The following is a 25,986-nucleotide window of genomic DNA, read 5'->3' as shown; positions in this document are numbered from 1 at the left end:
ATCACGCGGCTGCCCGCGCGATTGAGCGCGCCCATGTCCGAGAACGGATGGATGTGGTGCGCGGCGTCGAGCGCGCGAAAATCGGCGGTCGAGCGCGGCAAAAAAGCTTCGTTTCGATCGGTCATGTTTTCTCCGTCAAACAGCGCCGCACGCTCACACGTGCAGCAGCAGATGCCTGCGTTCCCACGAGCTGATCACGCGGAAGAACGCTTCGTATTCGGTTTCCTTCAACGCCAGGTAGGCCTTCACGAACTTGTCGCCGAGAATGCCGGCGAGCGGCTCGCACGCGGCCATCAGCGAAATGCCTTCCTCAAGATTGCGCGGCAGTTGGTACGGCAGGTCGTAGCCGTCCGATGCGATCGGCTCGGTCGGCGCGAGCTGCTGCATCATGCCGAGATAGCCGGCGGCGAGCGTCGCCGCGAACGCGAGGTACGGGTTGCAGTCGACGCCCGGGATGCGGTTCTCGATGCGCCGCGCGACCGGCGTCGACTGCGGGATCCGGAATCCGACCGTCCGGTTGTCGTAGCCCCACTGCACGTTGATCGGCGCGGCCATGAAGCGCGACAGGCGGCGATACGAATTGATGTACGGCGCGAAGATCGGCATCAGCGCCGGCGTGTACTTCTGCAGCCCCGCCAGATAGCTGTGGAACAGCGGCGACACGGCGCCGTTTTCGTCGGCGAACAGATTGCGTCCGGTGCGCATATCCGCAAGGCTCTGATGAATGTGCATCGCGGAACCCGGCTCGTTTTCCATCGGCTTGGCCATGAACGTCGCATACATGTTGTGACGCAGCGCGGCCTCGCGCACCGTGCGCTTGAACAGGAACACCTGATCGGCCAGCGAGAGCGCGTCGCCGTGCATGAAGTTGATCTCCATCTGCGCGGCGCCGACTTCATGAATCAGCGTCTCGATATCGAGGCCCTGCATTTCGCAGTACTCGTAGATGTCCTCGAACAGCGGATCGAACTCGTTGACGGCCTCGATCGAATACGACTGGCGGCCCGTTTCCGCGCGCCCCGTACGACCGACCGGCGGGCGCAGCGGCAGGTCGGGATCGGCGTTCATGTCGACCAGATAAAACTCGAGTTCCGGCGCGACGACCGGCTTCCAGCCCTTCGCCTCGTACAGGTCGAGCACGCGGCGCAGCACGTAGCGCGGCGAGATCTCTACCGGCGAGCCGTCGAAATGCACGCAATCGTGGATCACCTGCGCGGTCGGATCGACCGCCCACGGGATCAGGCAGATCGTCGACGGATCGGGCACGCACACCATGTCGGGATCGGTCACGCCGGTCAGCGTGCCGTCCTCCGGATAGTCGCCGGTGACGGTCTGCACCATCACGGCCTGCGGCAAGCGCATCGATTCGCCGGATTCGAATTTGTTGCGCGGAATGATCTTGCCGCGCGCGATGCCGGCCATGTCGGGAATGATCGCTTCGACTTCGGTGATACGGTGCTGTCGCAGGAATTCGCTCAGTTCGGGTTGCATGATCGGCCTCGTTCAGTCGATGTCGGATGCAGCCGGCGTCGCGCCGCCGGCCGCATGAATGCGGTGCGTCATGTGCGCGCGGCACGCCGCGCCGAATGCCGCGAAGATGTCGCGCGACAGCGGCTGCTCCGCGTAGCGCCACTCGGGATGCCACTGCACGCCCAGCGCGAACGCGCGCGCGCCGCGCACGCTGACGGCCTCGACCAGTCCGTCGGGCGCGCTCGCCTCGATCACGAGCCCCGCGCCCAAGCGCGCGATGCCCTGGTCGTGCAGCGAATTGACCGTCGCCTCGTGCGCGCCGCGCGCGACCCGCTGCAGCAGGCCGCCGGGGGCGAACTGCACGACGTGCGCGGGGCCGTACTGCCGTTCGAGCGGATCGTCCGGCCGTTCGCGATGGTCGTCGAAGCCGGTCGTCGCATGCAGCCGCTGATGCAGCGTGCCGCCATACGCGACGTTCAGCTCCTGCATGCCGCGGCAGATCGCGAGCACGGGCACGCCCGCTTCGATCGCCGCGCGGATCAGCGGCAACGCGGTCGCATCGCGCGCCGGATCGTGCAGCATGTCGGACGCGCTCGCGGCGCCGCCGTAATGATGCGGCTCGACGTTCGAATAGCTGCCGGTCAACAGCAGCCCGTCGATGGCCGCGACGATCGCATCGGCCGGCTGCCGCGCGCCGAGCGCGGGCAGCACGAACGCCAGCGCGCCGGCGCCGTCGACGACGGCGGCGAGGTACTTCTCGCCCGCCGCGTGGTTCGGATGCGCACCGCGCAGGATGCGGTCGGCGGTAACGGCTACGATCGGTCGCGCACGCATCGGCGTCTCTCCGGTGATGGCGCGCGACACGCTTGCGCGCACAACGATGCAGGTTCTCGGACGAGCCGCACGCGCGCGCCATCGCGCCACGCAAGCGAAAACGCCAGCGCAGGCGCAAGCTTGCCGCGCGAAGGCTGCGGCAACAGGCGGTGCGGTCCGGGACGGAAGCGGAAAGGGACGCTAGGGCAACAACGATGCGCTGCCGTCGCACTGCACCGCGCTGAACACGTGCGCGGTCACGAGATTGAAGCGGCGCGGGCCGCGATCGGAAATGGCGAAAAAGCGAGGCTCGCGTAACGGGGCGGCGCGCGTGCCGCGATCAGCATGCCGGTTCGGCCCGGCCTGAGGCGGCGCGCCCGCCGACGGACTTCGCGTCCGGCGTATCGAAGGGCTGGCGGCTTTCACGATCGTACTCGACTGACTGATGAAGGCAGGACACGTGTCGCAATGCCGCGTGGCGGCACGTGAGCAAGATGTCTCGCACGAATTCCGGCGCAGTCCGGCCATCGTCGATGGCCTCGCCGCCGGTACGCGCGTGACGACTTCCTGACATTCAGCTTATATCACTTAAAAATTGCGTCAAATTTTCAGGTGTCGATGACGACGTCGATCAGACGAAAAAAAAACGGCATCGACCGCGCGGATCGATGCCGTTTTGTGCATTGCACCGGCTTGCCTGCTACGTGTCGACGGGGGGGACGCCCTGTCGCGCCGCGCTGCCGCATACAGGCGGCCGATGCTCAACGATGCGCAAGTGCGGTTTCGACGAGCGTTTGCAGCAGCGGCACGATCCGCGCGGCACGCGCTTCGTCGTACGCGTACGGACGCGTCTCTTCCATGTAGGTGATCTGCGACAGTTCGAGCTGCACGGCTTCGACGCCGGTATCGGGCACGCCATAGTGACGCGTGATATAGCCGCCCTTGAAGCGCCCGTTCGCGACGGCCGTATAGCCGCCATGCGCGAGCACGCGCGCAGCCAGCGCCTCCGCGAGGCCGGGCGCCGCGCTCGCGCCGCTCGACGTGCCGAAGTTGAAATCCGGCAGGCGGCCTTCGAAGAAACGCGGCACGTGCGAGCGGATCGAATGCGCTTCCCACACGAGCACGCGGCCGTGTTCGCCCTTCAGGCGTGCGATCTCGCGTTGCAGCGCGTCGTGATACGGCAGCCAGTACCGATCGCGGCGACGCATGATCTCGTCGTTGCCTGGCAGTGCATTCTCAGGATACAGCGGCGCCTTGTCGAACGTATCGACCGGCACGAGCCCCGTCGTGTCCTGCCCCGGATACAGGTTCTCGTTGTCGGGCGGACGGTTCAGGTCGACGACGTAGCGCGCGTGCGACGGCACGAGGATCGATGCGCCGAGATCGGCCGCGAAGCCGTACAGCCGCTCGAGATGCCAGTCGCAATCGTCGACGAAGCGCGCATCGGGCGTCATCGTCGCGGCGATGTCGTCGGGGATGTACGTGCCTGCGTGCGGAATCGAGATCAGCAGCGGCAGCGTGCCCTGCTTCAACGTGAATACAGCCGGTTGTTCAGTCATGTCGCCTCACCGTGTAAGAGTCTACCGGCGCACGCATGCGGCGTGCGCCGGTTGCCGCGCATCAGCGCAGCAGTTGCGCCAGCGCGGCGCGGTAGTCGGCATACGCGGCGGCTTCGTCGCGATGGCGGCGGCCGCTCACGACGCGCTCGCCACCCGTGTAGACGTCGAGCACCGGCGTCTCGCCGTGCTCGGCGAACACGATGCCCGACAGCCATGCCGCGCTGCCGTGCTCGGCGATCGCCGGATGATCGGGGTCGAGCACGAGCCAGTCGGCGCGACAGCCTGCACGCAGCGCACCGATGCGCCGCCCGCTCGCCTGCGCGCCGCCCGCGAGCGACGCATCGAACAGGCGGTCGGCGACGTGCGCCTGCGACTCGCTCGCCAGCACGTTGCGCGCGCGGTGCACGAGCCGCTGCCCGTATTCGAGCAGGCGCAGCTCCGAGCGCCATTCGACCGACGCGTGGCTGTCCGAGCCGACGCCGATCACGCCGCCCTGCGCGAGATAGTCGACCGCCGGGAACACGCCGTCGCCGAGGTTCGCTTCGGTCGTCAGGCACAGGCCCGCGACCGCGCGACGCTTCGCGAGCGCCGCCGTCTCGGCCGCGTCGACGTGCGTGGCGTGCACGAGGCACCAGCGCGCATCGACGTCGAAGCGATCGAGCAGCCATTGTACGGGGCGTGCGCCGTAGGCACGGACGCAGTCGTCGACTTCGGCCGTCTGCTCGGCGATGTGGATATGCACCGGCGCATTGTCGGGCAGCCCATCGAGCAGCACGCGCAGCCCGCTCTCGGACACCGCGCGCAGCGAATGCGGCGCGACGCCGTAGCGCAGCCCGCCGTGTTCGGGCGCCGCGCGACGCATCGCGTCGAGCAGTTCGAGCACGCCGTCGGGGGTGTTGATGAAGCGGCGCTGGTCGTCACGCGGCGGCTTGTTGCCGAAGCCGGCGAACTGGTACGACACGGGCAGCATCGTGATGCCGATGCCGGCCGCGCGCGCCGCATCGACCACGCGCGTGCCGAGCTCCGCGATCCGCGGATAGCGCGAGCCGTCCTGCGCATGATGCACGTAGTGGAATTCGCACACCGACGTGTAGCCGCACTTGAGCATCTCGACATACAGCCAGCGTGCAATCGCCGCGAGTGCGTCGGGCGTGATCTTCAGTGCGAAACGGTACATCAGGTCGCGCCAGCTCCAGAAGCTATCGGCGGGATTCGCGCGGTATTCGGTGAGCCCCGCCATCGCGCGCTGGAACGCGTGCGAATGCAGGTTCGGCATGCCGGGCAGCACCGGCCCGGCCGCACGCGTGACACCCGCCGGTGCATCGGTGTCGGGCGTCACGTCGGTCAGCGTGCCGGTTGCGTCCCAGCGCAGCAGCACGTTGCGGCGCCAGCCATCGGGCAGGTAGGCATGGTCCGCGAACAACAGGGTATCGGTCATGGCGAGTCCTCATCGACCGGCTCGAGCGCGTCAGCGTCTCGTCCGGCCCGGTGCCGCAGCCGGCAGGCGCGCGCGTCACGCCCAGCGCCTGCCTCGCGGCGATCGACCGGAGGGCGCCGTTGCGCACCGGTCCGGTCCCATGCAAAGCGTCGGCCGGACCGGGCCGTCACGACCCGGCCCGATCCGTCGCGAAACTTATCCGTTCATCCGGCGAAACACGGTCGTGCCGCCGCGTACGACCTGCTCGCACAGCGGCCGGCCGATCCAGTAGGCCAGCTCGGCCAGCGAGCCGACCGACCACACGGCGAAATCGGCCTGGCGGCCGACCTCGAGCGCGCCGTGGCGATCCGCGCGGCCGAGTGCCTCGGCCGCGTGGCGCGTGACACCCTGCAGCACCTCGGGCACCGTCATGCGGAACAGCGTGCAGCCCATGTTCAGCGTCAGCAGCAGCGATTCGAGTGGCGACGTGCCGGGGTTGTGATCGGTCGCGAGTGCGATCGGCACGCCGTGCTTGCGCAGCAGCTCGATCGGCGGCAGTTGCGTTTCGCGGATGAAGTAGTACGCGCCGGGCAGCAGCACGGCGACCGTGCCGGCCGCCTTCATCGCCTCGATACCGGCTTCGTCGAGAAATTCGAGGTGGTCGGCGGACAGCGCGCGGTAACGCGCGGCGAGCGCCGTCCCGCCCGCATTCGACAGTTGCTCCGCATGCAGCTTCACCGGCAACCCGCGCCGCGTCGCGGCCTCGAACACGCGCTCGGTCTGCGCGAGCGAAAAGCCGATGCGTTCGCAGAACACGTCGACCGCATCGACGAGCCCTTCGTCGGCCAGCGTCGGCAGCATCCGGTCGCAGACTTCGTCGATGTACGCGTCCGCGCGCCCTGCATATTCGGGCGGCAGCGCATGCGCGCCGAGGAAGGTCGTGTAGACCGTGACCGGGAAGCGCTCGCCGAGCTGGCGCGCGACGCGCAGCATCTTGCGCTCGCTCGCGAGATCGAGCCCGTAGCCCGACTTGATCTCGATCGCGGTCACGCCTTCGGCGAGCAGCGGCTGCAGGCGCGCGGCGGCCTGCACGAACAGCGTCGTCTCGTCGGCCGCGCGCGTCGCGCGCACCGTCGACACGATCCCGCCGCCCTGCCGCGCGATCTCCTCGTAGCTGACGCCGGCGAGGCGCTGCGCGAACTCGTCGGCACGCGTGCCGCCATACACGAGGTGCGTATGGCAGTCGACGAGGCCCGGCGTCACCCACGCGCCGTGCAAGTCCTCGCGCTGCCAATGCGCATAGCCGTGCGGCAGCGCGGACAACGCGCCGAGCCACGCGATCGCGCCGGTTTCGTCGACGGCAATCGCCGCGTCGTCGATCGTCTCGTCGGGATGGCCGTGCGGACACAGCCTCAGGTGATGCCAGACAGTCGGTTTCATGCGTTCAGTCTCGTTCGCCGACGGTGAGCGAGACGGCGAGCAGCGCGCCGCTTCCGCTCACGACGACGTCAAACGCACGCCGCGGCCCGTCGAGCCGCAACGTGTCCATTTCCTGCAGTGCGTGGTGCGCGCCGTCGATCTCGACGCCGACCGCACCCGTTGCGCAGAACAGCAGGACGGTATCGGCGCGCTCGATGCGGTGCATGCCCTCGGGCCATACGTCGACCGACCCGCGCGCGGCCGAACGGCGCGTCATCAGGTTGAAGTCGCGCGTCGCGCCGTCGTGCAGCGTCGCATCGATCGCCGTCTCGCCCGCGAAATCCGCGCGGGCCAGCGGTGCGTCGAGCACGTGCCGCGTGCCGCCCGCTTCGACGAGCGTCATGCCCGCGCCGGACAGCAGCACGAGCGTGCGGTCGACGCCGTCGAAACGCGAGAACGGCCCGGCCGTGCCGACGTCCGCGACGCTCACGCGCCATGCGAACGCGTCGAGCGCAGCACCCGGCGGGAACGCGCCGATCTCGCGCGTCACGCCGCCGCCGTTCTTCCACGGCGACGCAACGAGATCCGCGCCGCGGATCAGCGCGGCGGTCGCCGGCGCCTGATCGAGCGCCGTCATGCTCAGCGGCCGAGCATCGGCAGCTTCAGGCCGGCTTCGCGAGCCGTCTGCTGCGCGAGTTCGTAGCCGGCATCCGCATGGCGCATCACGCCGGTCGCCGGGTCGTTCAGCAGCACGCGACCGAGACGCTCATGCGCGTCGGCCGTCCCGTCGGCGACGATCACGACGCCCGAGTGCTGCGAGAAGCCCATGCCGACGCCGCCGCCATGATGCAGCGACACCCACGATGCGCCGCCCGCGGTGTTCAGCAGCGCGTTGAGCAGCGGCCAGTCGCTGACGGCGTCCGACCCGTCCTTCATCGATTCCGTCTCGCGGTTCGGGCTCGCGACCGAACCGGTGTCGAGGTGGTCGCGGCCGATCACGATCGGGGCCTTCAGTTCGCCGTTCTTCACCATCTCGTTGAACGCCTGGCCGAGGCGATAGCGATCCTTCACGCCGACCCAGCAGATCCGTGCCGGCAGGCCCTGGAACGCGATGCGCTCACGCGCCATGTCGAGCCAGTTGTGCAGGTGCGGATCGTCGGGGATCAGCTCCTTCACCTTCTGGTCGGTCTTGTAGATGTCTTCCGGATCGCCCGACAGCGCGACCCAGCGGAACGGGCCCTTGCCTTCGCAGAACAGCGGGCGGATGTACGCCGGCACGAAGCCCGGGAAGTCGAATGCGTTCTCGACGCCCATTTCCAGCGCCATCTGGCGGATGTTGTTGCCGTAGTCGAGCGTCGCGGCACCGCGTTCCTGCAGCGCCAGCATCGCGCGCACCTGGACGGCCATCGACTGCTTCGCGACCTTCACGATGCTCTGCGGATCGACCTTCTGCGCTTCGCGCCATTGCGCGACGGTCCAGCCTTGCGGCAGGTAGCCGTTGATCGGGTCGTGCGCGCTCGTCTGGTCGGTCACGCAGTCCGGCGTGATGCCGCGCGTGACGAGTTCCGCGAACACGTCGGCTGCATTGCCGAGCAGGCCGACCGACACCGGCTTGCCGGTGCGCTTCGCTTCGTCGATCATGCCGAGCGCTTCGTCGAGCGTCGTCGCCTTCTTGTCGACGTAGCGCGTCTTCAGGCGGAAGTCGATACGCGTCTCGTCGCATTCGACCGCGATCATCGAGAAGCCGGCCATCGTCGCGGCGAGCGGCTGCGCGCCGCCCATCCCGCCCAGACCGCCCGTCAGGATCCAGCGGCCCGACGGATCGCCGTTGAAGTGCTGGTTCGCGACCGAGAAGAAGGTTTCGTAGGTGCCCTGCACGATGCCCTGGCTGCCGATGTAGATCCAGCTACCGGCCGTCATCTGGCCGTACATCATCAGGCCCTTGCGATCGAGCTCGTGGAAGTGATCCCAGTTGGCCCAGTGCGGCACCAGGTTCGAGTTCGCGAGCAGCACGCGCGGCGCATCCTTGTGCGTGCGGAACACGCCGACCGGCTTGCCCGACTGGATCAGCAGCGTTTCGTTCTCTTCGAGATCCTTCAGCGACGCGAGGATCTGGTCGTAGCATTCCCAGTTACGCGCCGCGCGGCCGATGCCGCCGTACACGACGAGCGCATGCGGATGCTCGGCGACTTCCGGGTCGAGGTTGTTCTGGATCATCCGGTAGGCCGCTTCGGCCAGCCAGGTCTTGCAGGTTTTCTCGCTGCCGCGCGGCGCGCGGATCGTGCGCGTCGGATCGAGGCGGGGATCGATGTGTTTCGGATGGTTCATGACGACTGCTCCCGAAGGAAAATGAATATCAATAAGGAATCAGAAATGCCCGGTGAAGCGATAACGGCTGCCGGGATGCCACAGATTCGCCACCGAGGCGACGACGCCCTGCGACCAGGTGCGCCGATGTAAAACCAGACACGGCTCGACGTCGTCCATCCGCAGCTGCTCGCGCCGCTCCGGTGCCGGCGCCGCCGCTTCGATCCGGTACTCGACGCGCTGCAGCGGCGCCGCGCGCATCAGGTACAGGTTCGGCGTCGTGTTCGTGAAATCCTGCTCGGCGTAATCCGGCGCGACCGCCGGATTCACCCATCGTTCTTCGAGCTGCACCGGCTCGTCGTTCTCGAAGTGCAGCACCTGCGAATGAAACAGCTTCGTGCGCACGGCCACCTGCATCTCGTCGGCGAGCACCTCGTCGGCGCGGATCGTGTCGAGCCCGAGCACGCTGGCGCGATACGCATGCCCGCGCGCACCGACTTCCTCGGAGATGCTGCGGATCGCCACCAGCGTCGACTCGTACTTCGGCCGCGCGACGTAGGTGCCCGCGCCCTTCATGCGCGTGAGCACCTGCTCGGCCGTCAACTCGCGCAGCGCGCGGTTGACGGTCATGCGTGCCACCTTGAACTCGCGCGCCAGCTCGTTCTCGGACGGCACCTGGTCGCCCTCCTCCCATTCGCCGGCGTGGATGCGGGCCAGGATGAAGTCCTTGATCTCCTGGTAGACCGGCGCGCTCATCGGCTTACTGTTCCGATGCGAACGAGAACGGTGCGACCTTCGCGAACGCGCGCTCGCCGACGAGCTTCGCGATCACCGCGATGTCCGGCGCGAAATAGTGGTCGAGTTCGTAGTGCGCGACCTGGCTGCGGATGATTTCCATCACCGGCGCGAGCTTCGGGCTCGTGTGGTACGGCGCGCGCAGGTCGACGCCCTGGGCGGCGGCCAGCAGTTCGATCGCGAGGATGTGCTTCGTGTTGTCCGCGATGTCGGCGAGCTTGCGCGCGGCGAACGTCGCCATCGACACGTGGTCCTCCTGGTTCGCGGAAGTCGGCAGCGAATCGACCGACGCCGGGTGCGCGAGCGTCTTGTTTTCCGACGCGAGGGCGGCCGCCGTCACGTGCGCGATCATGAAGCCGGAGTTCACGCCGCCGTCCTTCACGAGGAACGGGGGCAGGCCCGACAGCGTCGCATCGATCAGCAGCGCGATGCGGCGTTCGGCCAGCGCACCGATTTCCGCCGCGGCGAGCGCGAGGTTGTCGGCCGCGAACGCGACGGGCTCGGCGTGGAAGTTGCCGCCCGACAGCACTTCGCCGGTATCCGGGAAGATCAGCGGGTTGTCCGACACGGCGTTCGCTTCGACCAGCAGCACGTCGGCCGCATGGCGCATCTGGTCCAGGCACGCGCCCATCACCTGCGGCTGGCAGCGCAGGCTGTACGGATCCTGCACCTTGTCGCAGTCGCGGTGCGACTGGTTGATCGGCGAGCCTTCGAGCAGTTCGCGGTACGACGCGGCCGCGTCGATCTGGCCTCGATGGCCGCGCAGTTCGTGGATGCGCGCGTCGAACGGCTTCACCGAGCCGGCTGCCGCGTCGACCGACAGCGCGCCCGCGACGAGCGCGGTGCGGTACAGGTCTTCGATCGCGAACATGTTGTCGAGCGCGAGCGCCGTCGACGCCTGCGTGCCGTTCAGGAGCGCCAGGCCTTCCTTCGCCTGCAGCGTCAGCGGCGCGAGGCCCGCGACGCGCAAGCCGTCGAGCGCACTCGCCCGCTCGCCGCGGATGAACACTTCGCCGACGCCGAGCAGCACGGCCGACATGTGCGCGAGCGGCGCGAGGTCGCCCGATGCGCCGACCGAGCCCTTCACCGGAATCAGCGGCAGCACGTCGGCGTTGAACAGCGTGATCAGCGCGTCCATCACTTCACGGCGGATGCCCGAGTGACCGCGGCCGAGACTCGACAGCTTCAGCGCCATCAGCAGGCGCACCGACGAGCGCGCCATCGGCTCGCCGACGCCGACCGCGTGCGACAGCACCAGGTTCTTCTGCAGCAGTTCGAGCTGGTCGTGCGGGATGTGGGTGCTCGCCAGGCGGCCGAAGCCCGTGTTGATGCCGTAGGCCGGCTCGCCCTTCGCGGCGATGTCGGCGACGGCCTTCGCGCCCGCGTCGATCTTCGCGAAGCTCGCCGGGTCGAGCTTCAGTTGCACGGATTCGCGAGCGATCCGGCGCAGTTGCGGGAGGGTCAGGTGGCCGGGGGTCAACGTAATCATGTGAGCAATCCTGTCTAGACAAGTTCGGAATGGATTGAAGTGTAGCCACGTCAACTTGTCTAGACAACCCGTTTTTCGCCGATTTCGACTCGGGAGTTTCCCTGATGCCCCGCAGCCCCGCCGGACTGGCCTGCCAGGACCGGGCATTAACATATGTTGCAATTATTTTGTCTTTGGCAACATACGAATCACCATTCGCTCCGGAGACCGCCATGCCCTTCCCGTCACGATTCGCCGCCCGCGTCGGCGGCCCCCTGCTCGTCGCCGCGTGCGCGCTCGCGTGCAGCGCGCCCTTCGCCGCCGAGCCGTCGTCCGGCACGCTGGAGAAAGTCCGGCAGGCCAACCTGATTTCGATCGGCCATCGCGAAACGTCGGTGCCGTTCTCGTATGTCGATGCGGGCGGCAAGGTCATCGGCTTCTCGCAGGACCTGTGCGACCGCGTGATCGCCGCGGTGAAGGCGCGCACCGGCAAGGCCGACCTGCAGGTGCGCTTCATTCCGGTCACCTCGCAGAACCGCATTCCGCTGGTGCAGAACGGCACCGTCGATCTCGAATGCGGCGTGACGACCAATCTCGCCGCGCGCCATGCGCAGGTCGCGTTCTCGACCACCTTCTTCGTCGCGACGACGCGCCTGCTCACTCGCACGAACTCGGGCATCCGCGACTTCCCCGATCTCGCCGGCAAGACGGTCGTGACGAACCAGGGCACGACATCCGAACGCCTGCTGCGCAAGATGAACGAGGAAAAGAAGATGAACATGCAGATCATCAGCGCAAAGGACTACGGCGAAGGACGCCTCACGCTCGAATCGGGCCGCGCGGCCGCGTACATGATGGACGACGTGCTGCTCGCGGGCGTGCGCCAGCTCGCCGCGAAACCGGCCGACTGGCAGATCGTCGGCACGCCGCAATCGTCGGAAGCCTACGGGTTCATGCTGCGCAAGGACGATCCGCAGTTCAAGGCGCTCGTCGACGGCGTGCTCGTGCAGCTGATGAAAGGCGGCGAGATCAACGCGCTGTACGACAAATGGTTCATGAAGCCGGTGCCGCCGAAGGGGCTGGCGTTCGACTTCCCGATGAGCGACGCGATCAAGGCGCGCTATGCGGCGCCGAACGACGCGCCGCTCGAGTAAGCGCAGCGCGCCAGCCCCGGCCTACGCGCGCGTCCACGCGACGCACGCCGCGTAGCCGGGCGCCGCGTCGAGCCACGCGGCGTCGAACGCCGCGACGCCGGCGGCGGGCGCGGCCGGCTCGACGACCGTCGTCGCAGGCGTCGTGGCGTCGCGCGGCGGCACGACCGCGAACGCGCGCAGCCCGCCGACGATGCCGGTGCCGAGCGCCTTGAGCAGCGCCTCCTTCGCGGACCACACCCGCATGAATTCGCGCTCGCGCGCGCCGGGCGGCAGGCCGTCGAGATACGCGACCTCCGCAGGCGCGCACACTTCGCGCGTCAGCGCGCGCCAGTCGGCCGCGCGATTGCAGCCCTCGATATCGACGCCGACGCGGCCCGCCGGCGCCCACGCGATCAGCGCATGATCGCCTGCGTGCGACACGTTGAAATCGAGCGCCGCGCGATGCATGCGGTCCAGCGACGGCCGGCCCGATGCGTCGACGACGATCGCGACCGCGTGCGCGGCGATGCCGAGCGCCGCGCCGAGCACGTCGCGCAGCGCGGCGCGCGTCGCGGCGCTGCGTACCGCATCCTCATGCCGCAGGAAGCGCGCGGCGCGTGCGCGTTCGTCGTCGCTCAGCGCCGCATACGCGGGCGACACGAGCGGCACGCGCCAGTCGAAATCGAGGCGCGCGACCCGCACGCCGGCGCGCGTCGCGGCGGGCGGCACGTCGAGCGCATGCACGCGCCACGCGTGCGGCGTTGCAACGGGAGAAGCGGAATCGGACGGAATGGACATCGGCGCGCGGCAGCTCGCTGGGCTTTAAGACGAAACGTCCGATGTTAATCGATCGCGCCTGCCTGCGGCGGCTGCCGCCGGATCGGAAAGCAAGCCACGAGAGCGGGGTGACGTTCGGATGCGCCGGGTCATCCGTTCGCGGCCCTGCCCGGCGCGCCGCTCCCCGTCAGCCGTCCGCGCGACGCCGGGTGGAGCGCATGCACGGTGCCCGGCGCATCGGCCGGCAGCACGCCGTGTTGCAGCCAGTACGACGCGACGGGCCACAGCGTGTCGGTGAAGCGGCTATGGAAAAACGCGAAATGGCCGATCGCATCGACGCCGATGTCGGCCGGCGCGATCCGCAGATGCGTGACGTTGCTGCCCGTGTAATAGCCGACCAGCCGCTCAATCGCGTCGACCGTGCCGAACGCGTCGTCGTCGAGGCCGATCGCGAGCATCGGCGCCGACAGCCCCGCGAAGCGCGCCGGCAACGCGGCGCGGCTCGCCGCGCCGTCGTCGAGCACGCTGCCGATGTAGCCATCCTCGAAACGCGGCCGCGAACGCGCCCACGACAGCGCGATACCGCGCGGCGTGTCCTCCATCCAGCCGAGCCGCTTCGCGGGCACGTAGCCGAACACGGCCGCGAGCGCGGGCATCGCGACATGCCACTTCCACCACATGCGGCGCCGCTCGGCGGGCAGGTAATCGCGCCAGTACGCATACTGCGCGCCGACGGTCACCACATGCCGCACGTGCACGTTCGACGCCGCGAGGCCGAGCACGCAGCCGCCGATGCTGTGCGCGACCACATCGAGCGGCTGGCCCGCAAACGCGTCGCGCGCGTAATGCAGCGCGGCCTCGCAATCGAGCCGGCCCCAGTCGAGCCAGGTCGCGCGCAGCTTCGCGAGCTGCGCCGGGCGCGACCCGCCGATGCCGCGATAGTCGTAGACGAGCACGTCGCGCCCCTGCGCGAACAGCCACGCCGCGAAACGAAAGTAGTAGTCGCAGCGCACCGACGTCGCGCAATTGACGACCGTCACGGGCCGCACGCCGCCGCCGCGATGGCGCCAGACATGGCCGCGCAACGGGTAGCCGTCGGCCGCGCGCAGCGTCACGGGCTCGGGCGGCAATGCGCCCGCCGCGCGGCTGCCTGGCGCCGCGCCGCTTTCCTCGTTCGAAATCGTCATCGTGTCTCCTGTCGGCCCCAGTCGGCGCTTTAGCGCTTACTGGCGTCACATGCATCGCGGTCGACCCCAGTTGGCACTTCGGCGCTTACTGGGGTGCCATGCATCGCGGTCGACCTAGTTGGCACTTCAGACCTTACTGGGTTTCGTGCATGGCGGTCGCCCCGGTTAGTGTTTCAGCGCTTACTGGAATCCCATGCTTCGCGGTCGGTCCGGGCGGGCGCCTCGGGCTTACTCAGCCCCTCTTCCGCGATCGACCCGCCTCCATTGAACTTGACGCGTGCCGCGTTCTCAACCAATCTTGCTGCTCCGTTCGCATGAGCCACGCGCATGTCAACGCCACTCGTCCGTCTCCCGTCGCTCGATCTCGTCCGCGGTTTCGTCGCCGTCGGCCGCCGCATGAGCATCACGCTCGCCGCGCAGGACCTGTGCGTCACGCAGTCGGCGGTCAGCCGCCAGGTCCATGCGCTCGAAGCGCATCTCGGCGTCACCTTGCTGCAGCGTGGCTACCGGAAGATCGCGTTCACGCCGGAAGGCGAGCGGCTGTTCCGCGTCGCCGATGCGGCGCTGCACAGCCTGCAGGACACCGTCACGTCGCTCGCCGCCGTGCGCGAGCGCCAGCCCGTGACGATCACCGCCAGCATCGGCGTGACCGCGCTCTGGCTGCTGCCTCGGCTCGGACGGTTGCAGGCGCGGCTGCCCGCGATCGACCTGCGCGTCGCCGCGAACGACAAGGTACTCGATTTGCGCGCCGAAGGCATCGACCTCGGCATCCGCTACTGCCCGCGCGACCGTGCGCCGGCCGGTGCGCTGCGCCTGTTCGACGAGATCGTCGTGCCGGTCGCGCATCCCGCGCTCGCCGCGCGGCCGGTCGCGAGCGCGGCGGCGATCGCCGATCACGTGCTGCTCGAATTCGACGGGCCGCCGCAACCGCATCTGCAGTGGCACGCACACCTGCACGCGGCGGGGCTCGGCGATGCGCGCCCGAAAGGCGTGTTGCGCTTCAACCAGTACGACCAGGTGATCCAGGCCGCGATCGCGGGCCAGGGCATCGCGCTCGGCCGGCTCGCGCTCGTCGCGCCGATGCTCGCCGACGGCCGGCTCGCGGTGCTCGGGCCGCACACGCAAACGCGCTCGGAAACGTACGGCTACTGGCTGTTCCAGCACGATCCGGCCCCGCGCCGCGAAGTCGCGGACGTGCGCGACTGGATACTCGCCGAAGCGGCCGAATGCGACGCTGCGATGCACGCGCACGATACGACGTCGGCCTGAGCCCGCGGCGCGGATGCGCGTGAGCGCAGGCAACGGCCGCCCTCTTCGCATTCCCGTTGCGCATGCCAACCTGACCGAATGATCGCTTGAGCGCCGGCCGCCCCGCTCGTTTAATCGGGATCGAGCGCGGCCGTTTCGCCGCGCGCCTTCATCCGGAGACACGCATGACCCCGATCGAGCAGGAAGTCCGGCGCCGCTGGCTGCCCGTGCTGGCAGGCGGTCTGATCATGGGCGCCGCGCTCGGCATCCGCCACGTGCAGGGCCTGTTCCTCGCACCCGTCTCGCTCGACCACGGCTGGTCGCGCGAAGCGTTCGGGCTCGCGCTGGCGCTGCAGAACCTGATCTGGGGCGTCGCACAGCCATTCACCGGGATGGTGGCCGACCGCTTCGGCTCGGTGCGCGTGATCGTCGCCGGCATGCTGCTGTACGCGGCCGGGCTCGTCACGATGGCGCATGCTGCGTCGACCGGCCTGTTCACGGTCGGCGCCGGGCTCGTGATCGGCGTCGCGCTGTCGGGCTCGGCGTTCGCGTCGATCTACGGCGCGCTGAGCCGCCTCTTCCCCCCCGACCGGCGCGGCTGGGCGCTCGGTATCGCCGGCGCGATCGGCGGGCTCGGCCAGTTCTGCATGGTGCCCGTCGCGCAGGAACTGATCGGCGGCATCGGCTGGCGGCACGCGTTCGTCGCGCTGGCGCTCGTCGCCGCGCTGCTCGCACCGCTCGCCGTGCTGCTGCGCGACCGGCCCGCGCAGGCGGCCGGCGCTGCAGCCGGCCCCGGCCAGTCGATCGGCGAAGCCGTGCGCGAGGCGTTCGCGCATCGCGGCTTCTGGCTGCTGAACGCGGGCTTCTTCGCGTGCGGCTTCCAGCTCGCGTTCATCGCGACGCACCTGCCCGCATATCTGCTCGACCACGGGCTGCCGGCGCGCCACGCAAGCGTCGCGCTCGCGCTGATCGCGCTGACCAACGTGGCCGGCACCTACGCGTGCGGGCATCTGGGCGGGCTGCTGCGGCGCAAGTACGTGCTGTCGGTGCTGTACCTCGTGCGCGCATGCGCGATGGCCGCGTTCGTCGCCGTGCCGCTGTCGCCCGCGAGCGTCTACGGGTTCGCGGCCGTGATGGGGTTCACGTGGCTCGGCACGGTGCCGCTGACGAACGGCGTGATCTCGCAGGTGTTCGGCGTGCACTACATCGCGACGCTGTTCGGCTTCGTGTTCTTCGGGCACCAGCTCGGCAGCTTCTTCGGCGTGTGGCTCGGTGCGGTCGTGTACGACGCGACGCATTCGTACCTGCCGCTGTGGATCGGTTCGATCGCGCTCGGCGTGCTCGCGGCGCTGCTGCACGTGCCAATCGACGACGCGCGTGTCGCGCGCCCGGCATCGGGCAACGCGGCATGGGCATGATCCGCGCGGCACTGGCGGCCGGCACGCTCGCGTTCGTCGCGTGGTGCGGCGCGGCCTACTTCGATTCGGGCGTCGCGTACGCGCTGCTCGAGCACGTCGCGCTCTGCAATTGATGCGGCAAAGCGGAGCGGACGGTCAACGGCGCTTCGGCAACGCCGCCAGCGCATCGAGCGCCCGGGCGCGCGCGGCCGCGTGCTCGACGAGCGGCGCCGGGTAGTCGACGCCGAGCCGTACCCCGGCCGCGTCGAGCGCCAGCGGCGCCCCTTCCCAGGGCGCATGGATCGACGCATCGTCGAGGCCGGCAAGCTCGGGCACCCAGCGCCGCACGTACGCGCCGTCCGGGTCGAACTTCCGCCCCTGCGCGACCGGATTGAAGATGCGGAAATACGGCGCGGCATCGGCGCCGCAGCCGGCTACCCATTGCCAGCTCGCCGCATTGTTCGCGGGATCGGCGTCGACCAGCGTGTCGCGGAACCATGCTTCGCCCGCGCGCCAGTCGATCAGCAGATGCTTGACGAGGAACGACGCGACGACCATCCGCACGCGGTTGTGCATCCAGCCGGTCGTCCACAGCTCGCGCAGGCCCGCATCGACGAGCGGGTAGCCGGTCCGCCCGCGCTGCCATGCACGTAACGCCGCAGGATCGTCGCGCCACGGCATCGCATCGAATTGCGCGCGGAAGTTGTCGGTCGCGAGCGCCGGGAAGTGATACAGCAGCATGTAGCTGAATTCGCGCCAGCCGAGCTCGCTGAGGAATTTGTCGGCGTGCGCCGCATACGCCGCGCCGCCTGCACTCGCGGCGCCCTGCACCGCATGCCACACCTGTCGCGGCGACACGTTGCCGAAGCGCAGGAACGGCGACAGCCGGCTCGTCGTCGGAGGGTCGGGCCGATCGCGCGCCTGCGCATAGCCGGCGAGCGACGTCGTCAGAAACATGTCGAGTCGCGCGTGCGCGCCGGCCTCGTCGGGCGCCGGCCACGCATCGCGCAAGCCGCCGGCCCAGTCCGGCGCATGTGCACGCAACGCGAGCGCGTCGAGCGCCAGCGCGCGGTCGCGCACGGCCTTCGGCCATGGATGAAACGCGATCCGCCCGGGTGCCGGCAGCGGCACGGCAACCATGCGATCTCGCCGCACCGCGCGCCAGTACGCGGTGAACACCTGATACGGGCCGCCGCTGCCCGTCAGCACCTCCCACGGCTCGTTCAGCAGGCTGCCGTTGCTGCTCTCCACCGTCACGCCGCGCGCCTTGAGCGACGCTTTCAGCGCCGCATCCGCGTCACGCTGCAGCTGCGCATAGCGACGGTTCCAGTACACGGCCGCCGCGCCCGTATCGCCGACGAGGCGCTCGATCTCGCGCTGCGCGTCGCCGCGCAACAGCAACAAGCGCCCGCCCTGCCGCGCGAGCGCGGTGTCGAGCCCTGCCAGCGACCCGTGCAGCCACCAGCGCGCCGCACCGCCGAGCGCGGGCCCGGCGCCGGCGCTCGTGTCGTCGACGAAAACGCAGACGAGCGGCCGTCCGGATGCGACCGCGCGCGTCAGCGCGGGCTGATCGGTCACGCGCAGATCGTCGCGGAACCAGACGATCGCGGGGGCAACGGACTGCCGGGTGGACATGGGCAGGCACCTCGATGGCGAAAGCAAAAAGAGACGCGTATTGTCGCGGCTGCGCTGCACAGCGTCGACGCCGGCCGTCTCGGCCAGCACGCCACCGCGCCACCGCGTGCAGCCGCACGATCCGCTTCAATTCGATGGAAATCGCACTGCCGGAAGGCGGCACGCGCGGCATATTTCTCCGGCTGCGGTGCGTCGAGCGGTTCGTGCACACCGCGCACCCGCACGGCCGATGCAACGCCGAACGCATCGCATCGCGCTGCGGCGGCCCCACGGGCCGACCGTGCCGCCGATGCAACCGACCGATCGGGTCATTACGATGCGTCGCGTCAATCGAGCCGGAACGCGGCCTCGAAGCGCTCGGCAAACGCATCGAACTCGGCTTCCGGCAGATGGTTGATGCCGCCCGCGCGCTTGCGCCCGCCGCCGGTCGAGAAGCCGCGGCAGAACTCGTCCGCGCCGATCGGCCGGCCGTCGGGCACGCGTACGCTGACGACGAGCCCGCCGCCTGCGCGCGGCGACAGCACCGCGAGCGCCGCATGCGGCGCGTTGCGCATCCGCTCGTTGGCGAGCATGCCGGTCGCGCGCCGCGCCCACGGGAGATCGGGCATCCGCACGAGCGTCGCGCCCGGCACCTCGCGCACCGGCGCGAGCGCGCATGCGCGCGCCATGTCGTCGCGGTAACCGTCGCGCAGCGCGGCGAACACGGCCGTCTCGCGCACGAAATCGAGCGGATCGATGCACGGCAGCATCGCGTCCGCGAGCGCCGCCGGATCGAAATGCAGATCGCCGACGCACTCGCCGTATGCGTTGTAGTTCAGATAGCGCCCGAGTTCCGCGAGCACGCAACGCTCGGCTTCCTCGACGCCGTGCTCGCGCGCCAGCGCATCGCCGAGCGCCGGCAGCTCGTCGCCGAATGCCGCGACGATCGCCCAGCGCGCGTACCGGCCGCCGAGATGGCGGTTCACGATCGCGCTGGTGCAGACGTCGGCCGCCGTGTCGATATGCGCGTCGAAGCGCGGATGGTCCGGCAGTTCGCCTGCAAAGTGATGATCGAAGTAACGGACCGTCGCGCCGTCGCGCAGCAGCCGCGCGCACGCGTCGCGGTTCTGGTCGTGCGACACGTCGAGCACGGTGACGAGGTCGCCTGCGCCCGCGTCGATACGCTCGAGCAGCCTGATGTCGCGCTTCACGCCGGTCACGAGCGTGCCCTGCACGCGTTGCGCGAGCCGCAACTGCTGAAGCGCGCACAGGCCGTCCGCGTCGCCGTTGAACGCGAACACATGCCGCGCGTACTGGTTGTCCTGCATGATCCGTTGCTCCGTCGTCAAGGCATGAAATCGCCGCGGTTCGCGGCGAGCGTCGCGCCCGTCTCCGGGTTCGCACGCGAGGTATTTTGCCGCAACCGCGAGCGCATCCGTCGATGGAACGTAGCCGCCCTCCGCTGCAAACGGCTGGCGAGTCGCCTGCGCGTCGTTGAACGCGATCGCGCCGAGCTTCTGCCCTTCTTCATATGCGGTACGACCTCCCGCGACGGTACCGCTCGTCGCGACGGCAACTAGCTTGATGTCATACGTCATCAGATGTTTCGAGCAGAACATCTCTTGTCGAAAACTTCACCATCATTGGGAGATTTCCGGGTAAACCCGCGACGCCATCCCCGATACTCCGGCGTACCATGTCATACGACGACGTACTACACAAACCGCCACCCAGACGCCGACGCGGGGCCACCGCCCCGTCCGCCGCCCGACCGGAGACACCGTTGAACCCGCCCTCGTCCGCCCTGCCCGGCCGCGACCCGCTCGCATCCGCCGTCTCGAAAGTGAAGTGGCACGTGCTGCCGCTCGTGCTGATCATGTTCATCGCGAACTACATCGACCGCGTGAACGTCGGCTTCGTCGATCGCCATCTCGAAGCGTCGATCGGCATCGGCGCGGCCGCGTACGGGCTCGGCGCCGGGCTGTTCTTCGTCGGCTATGCGCTGTTCGAAGTGCCGTCGAACCTGCTGATGCAGCGCTACGGCGCGCGCGTATGGCTGGCGCGGATCATGGCGACGTGGGGCATCGTCGCGGCCGCGATGGCGTTCGTGTGGAACGACACGTCGTTCTACGTGCTGCGCTTTTTGCTCGGCGCGGCCGAGGCCGGCTTCTTCCCCGGCGTCGTGCTGTACCTGTCGCAATGGCTGCCGCCGCAGGAGCGCGGCAAGGCGATGGCGATCTTCCTCGGCGGCTCCGCGTTCGCGTCGGTGCTGTCCGGGCCCGTCACCGGCGCGCTGCTGTCGATCCATGGCTTCGGCCTCGAAGGCTGGCAATGGATGTTCCTGATCGAGGGGCTGTTCTCGGTTGCACTGTGCGGCGCGAGCTGGCTGCTGCTGAAATCGCATATCCGCGACGCGACGTGGCTCACGCCGGCTGAACGCACGGCGCTCCAGAACGCGCTCGACGACGAGCGCGCCACGCGCGACGTCCGCTCGAACGTGCCGGTGCGCGCCACCACGCTGCTGCGCGATCCGCAGATCATGCTGTTCTGCTTCCTGTACTTCTCGATCCAGCTGACGATCTACGCGGCCACGTTCTGGCTGCCGACCATCATCCGCAAGATGGGCGGCCTCACCGATTTCCAGGTCGGCCTGTACAACACCATTCCGTGGATGATCGCGATCGGCGCGATGTACGGCTTCGCGGTGCTGTCGTCGAAATGGAAGCATCCGCAGCGCTGGCTCGCGTTCGCGCTCGTGCTCGCCGCGTGCGGGCTGTTCGCGTCGACGTCGCCCGATCCGGTGTGGTCGTTCGCGTCGATCTGCTTTGCCGCGCTCGGCTTCAAGGCGGCGGCGTCGCTGTTCTGGCCGATCCCGCAGGGCTATCTCGACACGCGCGTGGCCGCGGCCGTGATCGCGCTGATCAATTCGGTCGGCAACCTCGGCGGCTTCGTCGCGCCGACGGCCTTCGGCTATCTGAAGCAACATACGGGTTCGATCACGGGCGGGCTGTATGCGCTCGCGATCGCTTCGCTCGTCGCCGCGGTCGCCGCGCTGTTCGCGCGCACGCAGCGGCGCAGCGATCCGCCGCGCGGCCGGCCGGCCGACGAATCCTTCACGCACGCCCCGATGCTCCGCCATGCCGAACACTGACCGCCTGACCGTCGTCGTCTCGAATGCCGCCGACGGCGACCTCGCCACGTTCTCCCTCGCCGGCGACGGCACGCTCGCGCCGCTCGCCCGCTATCCCGCCGCCGACGTCGCGATGCCGATCGCCGTGCAGGCCGACCGCACGCGGCTCTACGTCGCGACGCGCGGCGAGCAGCCGACGATCGTCGCGTTCCGCGTCGCCGCCACGGGCGCGCTCGCGCGCATCGGCACGACCGCGATCGACGCGAGCCATGCGTACCTGTCGCTCGATCGCAGCGGCCGCTGGCTGCTCGGCGCATCGTACGGCGGGAGTTCGCTGAGCCTCTACGATGCGGCACGCGTGCGCGACGGCGACGGCGCGCCGCTGCAAGTTGCGGGCGGCATCGCGAACGCGCACGCGGTGATCGTGTCGCCCGACGACCGTTTCGCGTACGTCAGCTCGCTCGGCTCGGACCGCGTGTTCGGCTTCGCGCTCGTCGAGGACGCCGCCGGCTTGCGCGCGGTCGAACACGGCGAGACGCGCGTGCCGGCCGGCTTCGGTCCGCGTCACCTGCGGTTCGCGGATGACGGCCGCACGCTGGTCGTCGTCAGCGAATTCCAGGGCACGCTCGCAACCTTCGCCCGCGACACCGACACCGGCCGGCTCGGCGACGCACGCGTGAGTGCGCGCCACCCGGCCGTGGCCGAACTCGCGCAAGGCCATGCGCGTCCGCCCGCCCCCGCCGAGCCGTCCGTGTGGGCCGCCGATCTGCACCTGACGCCCGACATGCGTTTCGCGTACGTCAGCGAGCGCACGTCGAGCCGGTTGCTCTGCTATCGCCGCCACGAAGACGGCTCGTTCGAGCCCGCGCACGCGACGGCCACCGAAACCCAGCCGCGCGGGTTCGCGATCGATCCGTCGGGACGCTGGCTCGTCGCCTGCGGCGAACGGTCGGAACACGTGGCCGTGTATGCGATCGCGCCGGACGACGGCACGCTGTCGCTGCACGCGCGCGTGCCGGGAGGCCGCGGCGCGAACTGGATCGCGATCGTCTGAAGGCGGGAAGGCTTGAAGAAGCATCGGCGCGCGAGCGGGCGCCGGCACGCCGATGCGGGCCCGGCGTTCAGCGCCGCTCGCTCGGCGCAACGCCCGTCCAGCGCTTGAACGCGCGCGTGAAATTGGCGCGGTCGGTATAGCCGACGCGCGCCGCGATCTCGTCGACCGGCAGCCGTGTGCCTTCCAGCAGCCGCAGCGCGTCGCGCAGCCGGATCTCGTCGAGCAGCGCCGAATAGGTCGCGCCGTATTCGGCGAGCTTGCGCTTGAGCGTGCGCGCCGACACGTGCAACTCGCGCGCGACGTCGTCGACCGACGGATAGCCGCCTTCGTCGCAGATCAGCAGATTGCGCACGCGCTCGACGATGCTCTCCGCATAGCCGAGCCGCGCGAGCTCCGCCTCGCACTGCTGGACGATCATCTGTGCGGTCTGCGCGTTCGCGGTGCCGATCGGCTCGTCGAGCAGCGCGGCGTCGCAGCGGATGCGGTTCGCGCTCGCATCGAAATGGCAGCGCGGCAGCCGCGCACGATAACGCTCGAACCACGGCGGCTCGGGCCATTCGAAGTGGAGTTCGGCACGCGACTGCAGCGTGCGCCCCGGGGTCGGATACAGCAGCGAATTGAACAGGATCGCGGTCTCGACCAGGAAGTTTTCCACCGCGAACTGACGCAGCCGGCCGAGCGGAAACGCTTCGAACACGTCGATGTCGACGATGCCGTCGAGCTGCGCGAGCCGCACCGAGAAAAACGGCACGCGCGTCGGCAGGTAACGGATGCCGAGCGCGATCGCCTCGCCGAGCGTCGCGCAACTCATCAGCCCGAAGCCGATCAGCCCCGCCTTCGTCAGGCTGCTGCGCAAGCCGATCTCGATCGCGATCGACGGATCGCCGGTCGCATCGAGCAGGTTGAACACGATCGTCGCCTGCTGCAGCGGCGTGATGCGCGCATCGGGCTGCGCGAGCCGGTCGCGCTCGACGCCCGAGCCGGCGAGAATGCGGCCGCCGTCGATGCCGCGCTCCTCGGCCAGCATCAGCATGAACAACGCATACGCGGACGACACCGTCGCCTTGTTCAACTGGCGCGCGGCATCCGGAACGGACGGGACCATGCGGCTCACTCCGGGCGGTTTCGGCGGATTGTAGCGTCGCTGGCCCGCAATGACACCGCGGCGGCACTCTAGCCACGTATCGGCGCATCGACTGCGGATTGCCGGCCAACGTGGCCCGAAATGACACCACCATTGGCACCGCCGGCCCTCGCATGCGCTCCGGCACGCGCCTATGCTTGTCACATCGGCATTGCGCCCTACTCTTTCCGCACGGATTCCGGTCGATGAGCCTACCCGCACGAACCGTCTTTCGAAACGACGCCGACAAGGTCGCGTACGTCCGCCGCGAAGTCAATGCCGCGAGCGACGCGATCCGCGCGCGCTTTCCGCTGCTCGACAACCAGAACCTCGTCGGCGCGACCGTGATGGCCGTGTCGGTGAGCGCGATGCTCGCGATCGCATGGCTGTATGCGCGCGGCGCGATCGCGTGGTACGTCGCGCTGCCGCTCGCCGCGCTCGTCACGTCGCTGATCCACGAGCTCGAGCACGACCTGATCCATCTGATGTACTTCAAAAAGACACCGTGGGCGTATCACCTGATGATGGCGCTGTGCTGGCTCACGCGACCCGGCACGATCAATCCGTGGACGCGCCGGCGCATGCACCTGCATCACCACAAGGTGTCGGGCGGCGAATCGGATCTCGAGGAATTCGGCATCACCAACGGCGAACGCTGGGGGGTGAAGCGCCTGCTGATGATCGCGGACGGCATGCTCGCCGTCGTGCTGCGGCCCGCCGCGATGCGCCGCAAGGTGAAGCAGTACGTGGCCGCGCAGCCGGTGCAGCATCCGTCCGAGCGCCTGCAGTTGCGCGTCGAACAGGTGTCGTCCTACATGCCGATCGGCCACCTGTACTACACGCTATGGCATGCGTTCGTCGTCTATCACGTCGGCCTGTTCGCGCTGCATGCATTCGGCTACGCGGTGACGGTGCCGGCCGTCGTCGAGCACGTGATGCGCGTCGTCGATTTCCTGGCGGTGGTGTGGCTCGGGCCGAACTTCGTGCGCAGCTTCTGCATCAACTTCGTCAGCTCGAACATGCACTATTTCGGCGACATCGATTCGCGCAACGTGATCCAGCAGACGCAGGTACTGAACCCGTGGTGGATGCTGCCGTTCCAGCTGTTCTGCTTCAATTTCGGCAGCACGCACGCGATCCATCACTTCGTGGTGCGCGATCCGTTCTACATCCGGCAACTGACCGCGCGCACCGCGCACGCGGCGATGCGCGAAGTCGGCGTGCGCTTCAACGACGTCGGCACGTTCGCGCGCGCGAATCGCTGGGGCGGCTATCGCCCGTCTCGCGACACGCACCCCGCGCAAGCCGACGCGTAACGCCGACGGCGCGCGTCAGCGCATCGGCGCTTCATCGATCGCCGATCGGCGGCATCGGCCCCTGCCCGCGGATCCACGACCAGTTCGCGAGTTCGGCCATTTCCTTGTCGCCGCGGCTGTCGCCGTATGCGAACAACTGCTGCGGCGGCCGGTCGCCCCACCATCCGCGCAGCCGCACGACCTTCTGCGGCCCCCAGCAGTTCTCGCCGTCGAGCCGCCCGGCGAAGACGCCGCGCTCGAACGCGAGCCGCGTCGCCAACACGGCGTCGAAGCCGGCCGTCTTCGCCCACTTCTCCAGATACAGCGAAGGCGACGCGCTGACCAGCACGATTTCATGCCCGCGCGCGCGATGCTCGCGAATGCGCTCGAGCATCTCCGGACGCACGAGGTTCGGCAGATAGCTGTCGACGAACCTGCGCGCCTGCGCATCGAGCGCGTCTTCGCGGATCGGCCCGAACGCGAACGATGCGAACTTCGCCTTCGCGTCGCCGCGCGACAGCAGCCCGGCCTTCATCGCGACGATCCACGGCAGCGCCCGCAGCCCGGCCCACGCGAAACGCGGCGTGCCGACCGCATGGCGGACGAAATGGCGAAAGCTGTCGGTAGTCGTGATGGTGCCGTCGAAATCGAAGGCGGCGACGATGCGGTCGGTCATGGAGAATCGGCGGGAAAGCGATGAGATGCCCGGGAAGATAGCAGACTCACGGCCACGCGCGTGAAACCGTGGCGCCCGACACGAGACCGCGCGCGCCGAAGCGC

22 protein-coding genes are annotated in these 25,986 nt (G+C 69.0%); 7 read left to right on the top strand and 15 right to left on the bottom strand.

Annotation, left to right across the window (positions count from 1 at the left end):
* Positions 1-153 precede the first annotated feature (153 nt).
* The 9 genes from WT24_RS22425 to hutH all read right to left on the bottom strand — a co-directional run bounded on the left by WT24_RS22425 (position 154) and on the right by hutH (position 11,269).
* Positions 154-1,491, bottom strand: coding sequence for a glutamine synthetase family protein (locus tag WT24_RS22425; protein ID WP_059503968.1), 1,338 nt, complete (start codon positions 1,489-1,491; stop codon positions 154-156).
* A 12-nt stretch (positions 1,492-1,503) separates the two neighbouring features.
* Positions 1,504-2,304 (bottom strand): gamma-glutamyl-gamma-aminobutyrate hydrolase family protein, encoded by an 801-nt coding sequence (locus WT24_RS22420; RefSeq protein ID WP_060035889.1) that lies wholly within the window; start codon positions 2,302-2,304, stop codon positions 1,504-1,506.
* A gap of 740 nt (positions 2,305-3,044) precedes the next feature.
* Positions 3,045-3,842, bottom strand: coding sequence for an N-formylglutamate deformylase (gene hutG, locus WT24_RS22415; protein WP_059791402.1), 798 nt, complete (start codon positions 3,840-3,842; stop codon positions 3,045-3,047).
* A 61-nt stretch (positions 3,843-3,903) separates the two neighbouring features.
* Positions 3,904-5,280 carry a formimidoylglutamate deiminase gene (locus WT24_RS22410; protein ID WP_060035888.1) on the bottom strand — a complete coding sequence of 459 codons (1,377 nt, stop codon included), beginning with the start codon at positions 5,278-5,280 and terminating at the stop codon, positions 3,904-3,906.
* A gap of 195 nt (positions 5,281-5,475) precedes the next feature.
* A complete protein-coding gene (gene hutI, locus WT24_RS22405) occupies positions 5,476-6,699 on the bottom strand; it encodes an imidazolonepropionase (protein WP_060035887.1) in 1,224 nt (407 codons plus the stop codon).
* Positions 6,700-6,703: 4 nt separating this feature from the next.
* Complete coding sequence (locus tag WT24_RS22400) at positions 6,704-7,315, bottom strand: HutD family protein (protein ID WP_060035886.1); 612 nt, start codon at positions 7,313-7,315, stop codon at positions 6,704-6,706.
* 2 nt (positions 7,316-7,317) lie between these two features.
* Positions 7,318-9,006, bottom strand: coding sequence for a urocanate hydratase (hutU, locus tag WT24_RS22395; protein ID WP_059791395.1), 1,689 nt, complete (start codon positions 9,004-9,006; stop codon positions 7,318-7,320).
* A gap of 39 nt (positions 9,007-9,045) precedes the next feature.
* Positions 9,046-9,741: a histidine utilization repressor gene (gene hutC, locus WT24_RS22390; RefSeq protein WP_027786935.1), complete on the bottom strand. Its 696-nt coding sequence runs from the start codon at positions 9,739-9,741 to the stop codon at positions 9,046-9,048.
* A gap of 4 nt (positions 9,742-9,745) precedes the next feature.
* The gene (gene hutH, locus WT24_RS22385; RefSeq protein ID WP_060035885.1) at positions 9,746-11,269 is read right to left on the bottom strand and encodes a histidine ammonia-lyase; all 1,524 of its coding nucleotides are present in this window, start codon (positions 11,267-11,269) and stop codon (positions 9,746-9,748) included.
* A gap of 212 nt (positions 11,270-11,481) precedes the next feature.
* Here hutH and WT24_RS22380 point away from each other — a divergent pair, with 212 nt between their 5' ends.
* Positions 11,482-12,402: a glutamate/aspartate ABC transporter substrate-binding protein gene (locus WT24_RS22380; protein WP_060035884.1), complete on the top strand. Its 921-nt coding sequence runs from the start codon at positions 11,482-11,484 to the stop codon at positions 12,400-12,402.
* Between the two features lie 21 nt (positions 12,403-12,423).
* On the opposite strand, the gene WT24_RS22375 is transcribed toward WT24_RS22380, so the two are convergent.
* Together WT24_RS22375 and WT24_RS22370 are read right to left on the bottom strand one after the other, a co-directional pair.
* Positions 12,424-13,179 carry a 4'-phosphopantetheinyl transferase superfamily protein gene (locus tag WT24_RS22375; RefSeq protein ID WP_060035883.1) on the bottom strand — a complete coding sequence of 252 codons (756 nt, stop codon included), beginning with the start codon at positions 13,177-13,179 and terminating at the stop codon, positions 12,424-12,426.
* Positions 13,180-13,307: 128 nt separating this feature from the next.
* Positions 13,308-14,345 carry an alpha/beta fold hydrolase gene (locus WT24_RS22370; protein ID WP_060035882.1) on the bottom strand — a complete coding sequence of 346 codons (1,038 nt, stop codon included), beginning with the start codon at positions 14,343-14,345 and terminating at the stop codon, positions 13,308-13,310.
* A 327-nt stretch (positions 14,346-14,672) separates the two neighbouring features.
* Between WT24_RS22370 and WT24_RS22365 the strand changes: the two genes are divergently transcribed.
* From WT24_RS22365 to WT24_RS35445, 3 genes are all read left to right on the top strand, one after another.
* On the top strand, positions 14,673-15,614 hold the full coding sequence (locus WT24_RS22365) for a LysR substrate-binding domain-containing protein (RefSeq protein WP_060035881.1): 942 nt from the start codon (positions 14,673-14,675) through the stop codon (positions 15,612-15,614).
* A 164-nt stretch (positions 15,615-15,778) separates the two neighbouring features.
* Positions 15,779-17,011 carry an MFS transporter gene (locus tag WT24_RS22360; RefSeq protein WP_060035880.1) on the top strand — a complete coding sequence of 411 codons (1,233 nt, stop codon included), beginning with the start codon at positions 15,779-15,781 and terminating at the stop codon, positions 17,009-17,011.
* Positions 17,002-17,124, top strand: coding sequence for a hypothetical protein (locus tag WT24_RS35445; protein ID WP_031401989.1), 123 nt, complete (start codon positions 17,002-17,004; stop codon positions 17,122-17,124). The genes WT24_RS22360 and WT24_RS35445 overlap by 10 nt, the downstream gene beginning before the upstream one ends.
* 22 nt (positions 17,125-17,146) lie before the next feature.
* Here the strand turns inward: WT24_RS35445 and WT24_RS22350 are convergent, their stop codons facing one another.
* Complete coding sequence (locus tag WT24_RS22350) at positions 17,147-18,625, bottom strand: deoxyribodipyrimidine photo-lyase (protein ID WP_060035879.1); 1,479 nt, start codon at positions 18,623-18,625, stop codon at positions 17,147-17,149.
* A 326-nt stretch (positions 18,626-18,951) separates the two neighbouring features.
* On the bottom strand, positions 18,952-19,932 hold the full coding sequence (locus WT24_RS22345; RefSeq protein WP_060035891.1) for a hypothetical protein: 981 nt from the start codon (positions 19,930-19,932) through the stop codon (positions 18,952-18,954).
* 455 nt (positions 19,933-20,387) lie between these two features.
* Between WT24_RS22345 and WT24_RS22340 the strand changes: the two genes are divergently transcribed.
* Positions 20,388-21,755, top strand: a complete 1,368-nt coding sequence (locus tag WT24_RS22340) for an MFS transporter (RefSeq protein ID WP_060035878.1) — start codon at positions 20,388-20,390, stop codon at positions 21,753-21,755.
* Positions 21,742-22,788 carry a beta-propeller fold lactonase family protein gene (locus WT24_RS22335; RefSeq protein ID WP_060035877.1) on the top strand — a complete coding sequence of 349 codons (1,047 nt, stop codon included), beginning with the start codon at positions 21,742-21,744 and terminating at the stop codon, positions 22,786-22,788. Before WT24_RS22340 ends, WT24_RS22335 begins: the two co-directional genes overlap by 14 nt.
* Before the next feature lie 67 nt (positions 22,789-22,855).
* Here the strand turns inward: WT24_RS22335 and WT24_RS22330 are convergent, their stop codons facing one another.
* A complete protein-coding gene (locus WT24_RS22330) occupies positions 22,856-23,893 on the bottom strand; it encodes an AraC family transcriptional regulator (protein ID WP_059503999.1) in 1,038 nt (345 codons plus the stop codon).
* Between the two features lie 224 nt (positions 23,894-24,117).
* Here WT24_RS22330 and WT24_RS22325 point away from each other — a divergent pair, with 224 nt between their 5' ends.
* On the top strand, positions 24,118-25,227 hold the full coding sequence (locus WT24_RS22325) for a fatty acid desaturase (RefSeq protein WP_060035876.1): 1,110 nt from the start codon (positions 24,118-24,120) through the stop codon (positions 25,225-25,227).
* 31 nt (positions 25,228-25,258) lie between these two features.
* Here the strand turns inward: WT24_RS22325 and WT24_RS22320 are convergent, their stop codons facing one another.
* The gene (locus tag WT24_RS22320) at positions 25,259-25,882 is read right to left on the bottom strand and encodes an HAD family hydrolase (protein WP_060035875.1); all 624 of its coding nucleotides are present in this window, start codon (positions 25,880-25,882) and stop codon (positions 25,259-25,261) included.
* Positions 25,883-25,986 lie beyond the last annotated feature (104 nt).

The organism is Burkholderia sp. MSMB1078WGS (genome assembly GCF_001528895.1).
Classification (GTDB): domain Bacteria; phylum Pseudomonadota; class Gammaproteobacteria; order Burkholderiales; family Burkholderiaceae; genus Burkholderia.
The sequence above is the reverse complement of the archived record's forward strand: the minus strand, read 5'-3'. Positions and strand labels throughout refer to the sequence as shown.

Coding starts and splice junctions, on each gene's coding strand:
- hutG (WP_059791402.1), bottom strand. CDS start 3,842: ATGACTGAACAACCGGCTGTATTCACGTTGAAGCAGGGCACGCTGCCG.
- WT24_RS22380 (WP_060035884.1), top strand. CDS start 11,482: ATGCCCTTCCCGTCACGATTCGCCGCCCGCGTCGGCGGCCCCCTGCTC.
- WT24_RS22400 (WP_060035886.1), bottom strand. CDS start 7,315: ATGACGGCGCTCGATCAGGCGCCGGCGACCGCCGCGCTGATCCGCGGC.
- WT24_RS22420 (WP_060035889.1), bottom strand. CDS start 2,304: ATGCGTGCGCGACCGATCGTAGCCGTTACCGCCGACCGCATCCTGCGC.
- hutI (WP_060035887.1), bottom strand. CDS start 6,699: ATGAAACCGACTGTCTGGCATCACCTGAGGCTGTGTCCGCACGGCCAT.
- hutH (WP_060035885.1), bottom strand. CDS start 11,269: ATGATTACGTTGACCCCCGGCCACCTGACCCTCCCGCAACTGCGCCGG.
- WT24_RS22350 (WP_060035879.1), bottom strand. CDS start 18,625: ATGTCCACCCGGCAGTCCGTTGCCCCCGCGATCGTCTGGTTCCGCGAC.
- hutU (WP_059791395.1), bottom strand. CDS start 9,006: ATGAACCATCCGAAACACATCGATCCCCGCCTCGATCCGACGCGCACG.
- WT24_RS22325 (WP_060035876.1), top strand. CDS start 24,118: ATGAGCCTACCCGCACGAACCGTCTTTCGAAACGACGCCGACAAGGTC.
- WT24_RS22410 (WP_060035888.1), bottom strand. CDS start 5,280: ATGACCGATACCCTGTTGTTCGCGGACCATGCCTACCTGCCCGATGGC.
- WT24_RS22345 (WP_060035891.1), bottom strand. CDS start 19,932: ATGCAGGACAACCAGTACGCGCGGCATGTGTTCGCGTTCAACGGCGAC.
- WT24_RS22370 (WP_060035882.1), bottom strand. CDS start 14,345: ATGACGATTTCGAACGAGGAAAGCGGCGCGGCGCCAGGCAGCCGCGCG.
- WT24_RS22375 (WP_060035883.1), bottom strand. CDS start 13,179: ATGTCCATTCCGTCCGATTCCGCTTCTCCCGTTGCAACGCCGCACGCG.
- WT24_RS22335 (WP_060035877.1), top strand. CDS start 21,742: ATGCCGAACACTGACCGCCTGACCGTCGTCGTCTCGAATGCCGCCGAC.
- WT24_RS22425 (WP_059503968.1), bottom strand. CDS start 1,491: ATGCAACCCGAACTGAGCGAATTCCTGCGACAGCACCGTATCACCGAA.
- WT24_RS22330 (WP_059503999.1), bottom strand. CDS start 23,893: ATGGTCCCGTCCGTTCCGGATGCCGCGCGCCAGTTGAACAAGGCGACG.
- WT24_RS35445 (WP_031401989.1), top strand. CDS start 17,002: ATGGGCATGATCCGCGCGGCACTGGCGGCCGGCACGCTCGCGTTCGTC.
- WT24_RS22360 (WP_060035880.1), top strand. CDS start 15,779: ATGACCCCGATCGAGCAGGAAGTCCGGCGCCGCTGGCTGCCCGTGCTG.
- WT24_RS22365 (WP_060035881.1), top strand. CDS start 14,673: ATGTCAACGCCACTCGTCCGTCTCCCGTCGCTCGATCTCGTCCGCGGT.
- hutC (WP_027786935.1), bottom strand. CDS start 9,741: ATGAGCGCGCCGGTCTACCAGGAGATCAAGGACTTCATCCTGGCCCGC.
- WT24_RS22320 (WP_060035875.1), bottom strand. CDS start 25,882: ATGACCGACCGCATCGTCGCCGCCTTCGATTTCGACGGCACCATCACG.